Annotated in this window: 2 protein-coding genes and 1 pseudogene; all 3 read right to left on the reverse strand. The window is 58.7% G+C overall.

What is annotated here, in order from left to right; genetic code table 11:
• Nucleotides 1-166 precede the first annotated feature (166 nt).
• Nucleotides 167-1,450: a GntP family permease gene (locus tag D479_RS19330; RefSeq protein ID WP_008640472.1), complete on the reverse strand. Its 1,284-nt coding sequence runs from the start codon at nucleotides 1,448-1,450 to the stop codon at nucleotides 167-169.
• A 21-nt stretch (nucleotides 1,451-1,471) separates the two neighbouring features.
• Nucleotides 1,472-2,649 (reverse strand): annotated as a pseudogene (locus D479_RS19335) (thiolase family protein).
• An 18-nt stretch (nucleotides 2,650-2,667) separates the two neighbouring features.
• On the reverse strand, nucleotides 2,668-2,828 hold a 161-nt coding region (locus tag D479_RS19340; RefSeq protein WP_008640479.1), incomplete at its 5' end, for an SDR family oxidoreductase.

A 2,828-nucleotide genomic window follows, 5' to 3' on the forward strand; every position in this document is an offset into this window, starting at 1 on the left:
CCCCTGAATATTGTCCAATATTCAGGGGGCATTTCAGCGCAGCGATGAGGAGGCTCACCGGCCACCCCACGGAAAGCGCTCTATTCCCCGGAGCCCGCTCGCTTCTTATGAAAAGTACTTCTTCAACAAGCTGATAATCCCCGCAGCATGCCTGCGGGGATTGTTTTCATAGAATGCCGATCGTGTTCAAAAGGATGACGGCGGCGACGGAGATGACCGGAATGAGGACAGCGACGACGAAGATGTCTTTGTAGCTGTCTTTGTGGGTCATGCCCGTAATGGCGAACAGGGTGAGCACGGCGCCGTTGTGGGGCAGGGCGTCGAGTCCGCCGGATGAGAGGGAAGCGACGCGGTGGAACGCTTCCGGGCTGATGCCTGTGTTCATGGCGATTTCGTAATATTTCGAGCCGAGGGCTTCGAGGGCGATGCCCATGCCGCCGGATGCAGAGCCGGTGGCGCCTGCGAGGACGTTGACGGCGATGGCTTCGGAGATGAGCGGATTGCCTTTGATGCTCATCAGGGCCTGGGTGAGGCTCTGGAAGCCGGGTACTTCACGGACGACGGTACCGAAGCCGACGGCTGCACTCGTGTTGATGATGGCGATGACGGAGCCGGATGCGCCGCCGTTGATGGACGGAATGAATTTCTTGAACATCGTGATGTTCAAGAGCATGATCAGTACGATTCCTGATATAAGGGCGATAACGATATCCCAGTCCAACAGATTCAAAGTAAGTAAGACGGTCAGTAACGGCAGGAGCGACAGGAAGAAGTTCGGCATTCTCGTCTGTTTCTCGGTTTCTTTCTTCTCTTGTGGTTCTGTGAAGACTTCCCCTTTTTGGGTGAGCTTCTTCTCCCTCCACCTTAAGTAGAAGTAGCCTCCGACGGCCATGATGATGGCTGCAATGATTCCCATGGCTGGTGCGGCGGTAGCGCTCGTCTGGAAGTATTCCATCGGGATCAGGTTCTGGATCTGCGGCGAACCTGGCAGGGCCGTCATCGTGAAGGTGAAGGCACCGAGGGCGACGGTCGCCGGGATCAGCTTCCTGCTGATGTTGGCTTCGCGGAACAGGGACAGAGCGAGCGGGTAGACGGCGAAGACGACGACGAACAGGCTGACGCCTCCGTAGGTCAGGACGGCTGCCGAGACGAGGACGCCGAGGATGGCGCGTTTCGTTCCGATCAGCTTCGTAAGGGCGACGGCGACGGAACGGGCCATGCCGGTGTCCTCCATCAGTTTTCCGAAGATGGCTCCGAGCATGAAGACGGGGAACCAGTCTTTGGCGAAGGCGACGAAGCCTCCCATGTACGTATCTTTATAGGCATCGAGCAGGTCGAGGCCGCCGGTGATGGCGACGACTCCTGCTGCGATCGGGGCTACCCAGATGATCGACCAGCCGATATAGGCGAGGGCCATCAGGACAGCGAGTCCGAGAAATATTCCTAGCATCGAGGGTTCCTCCTCTTTCTGTTATTGGGCTTCGACGACCATGGCGATTCCCTGGCCGCCTCCGATGCACAAGGAAGCGACGCCGTAGCGCTTGCCGCTCCGCTTCAGTTCTTTGATCATCGTGTACAGGACGCGGGTTCCGCTCGCGCCGACCGGATGGCCGAGGGCGATGGCGCCGCCGTTGACGTTGGTTTTGTCTCGATCGAGGCCGAGTTCTTTTTCGACCGCGAGATACTGCGAGGCGAACGCTTCGTTCACTTCGATCAGGTCCATATCGGCAAGGCTCAGACCGGCTTTTTCGACGGCATCACGGATGGCGGGCGCGGGTCCGATGCCCATGTATTCGGGATCGACGCCGGCGACGGACCAGGAGAGGATCTTCGCGATCGGCTGGACGCTGTTCTTGGAAACATAGTCTTCGCCTGCCAAAATGACGGCCCCCGCTCCGTCGTTGATGCCGCTCGCATTGCCGCCGGTGACGCTCCCGTCCTTCTTGAAGGCGGGCTTCAGGCGGCTGAGCTTCTCGACGTCGGTGTCTTCACGGATATGTTCATCTTCTTTTATGGTGACGGTGCCTTTTCTCGTTTTCACTTCGACAGGGGCGATTTCTTCCTCGAACCTGCCGCTCCGGCGCGCTTCGGCTGCGAGCTGGTGGCTGCGGACGGCGTATTCGTCCTGGGCTTCGCGGCTGATTTCATATTTATCGGCAAGGTTCTCCCCGGTCATGCCCATACCGGCACCTATGTACTCATCGGTCAGCGCGGCCCAGAGCGTATCGTCGACCTTCGGTGCGGACAGCTTCGTCCCGAACCGGCTTCCCCTTAAGGCATAGGGGGCGAGGCTCATGCTGTCGACGCCGCCTGCGAGTGCGGTGTCGCCTTCACCGAGCTGGATCGACTGGGCAGCGGAGATGACGGACTGGAGGCCGGAGCCGCACAGTCGATTGACGGCGAGTGCCGGACTCGTCGTCGGGATGCCTGTTTTCAAGGCGATGTGTCTCGCTAAATACGGGGCGTTCTGGGAGGAGTGGATGACGTTGCCGATGACGCTGAAATCAATGTCCTCCGCCCGGATGCCGCTCCGTTTCAATGCTTCCTTACCGGCTGTGACGCGAGGGTCGTCGGATCGACGTCTTTCAGCGCACCTCCGAATGTCCCGAACGGGGTACGTGCTCCTTCGATGATATAAACAGATTTCATAGGATCTTCTCCTTTCGTTTATTGGGTCGTGTAGCCGCCGTCGATGACGGTAGCCTGGCCTGTGATTCCTTTTGCCTGGTCGCTTGCGAGGAACAGCGCGTAATCGGCGATCTCCTCGACTTCAAGCAGACGCTTCTGTGGAACGAGCGGGTAAATGACTTCTTCCAAGACCTTTTCAA

The sequence above is a fragment of the Halobacillus sp. BAB-2008 genome, from assembly GCF_000328325.1.
In the GTDB taxonomy this organism is placed as follows: Bacteria; Bacillota; Bacilli; order Bacillales; family Halobacillaceae; genus Halobacillus.

Coding starts and splice junctions, on each gene's coding strand:
- D479_RS19330 (WP_008640472.1), bottom strand. CDS start 1,450: ATGCTAGGAATATTTCTCGGACTCGCTGTCCTGATGGCCCTCGCCTAT.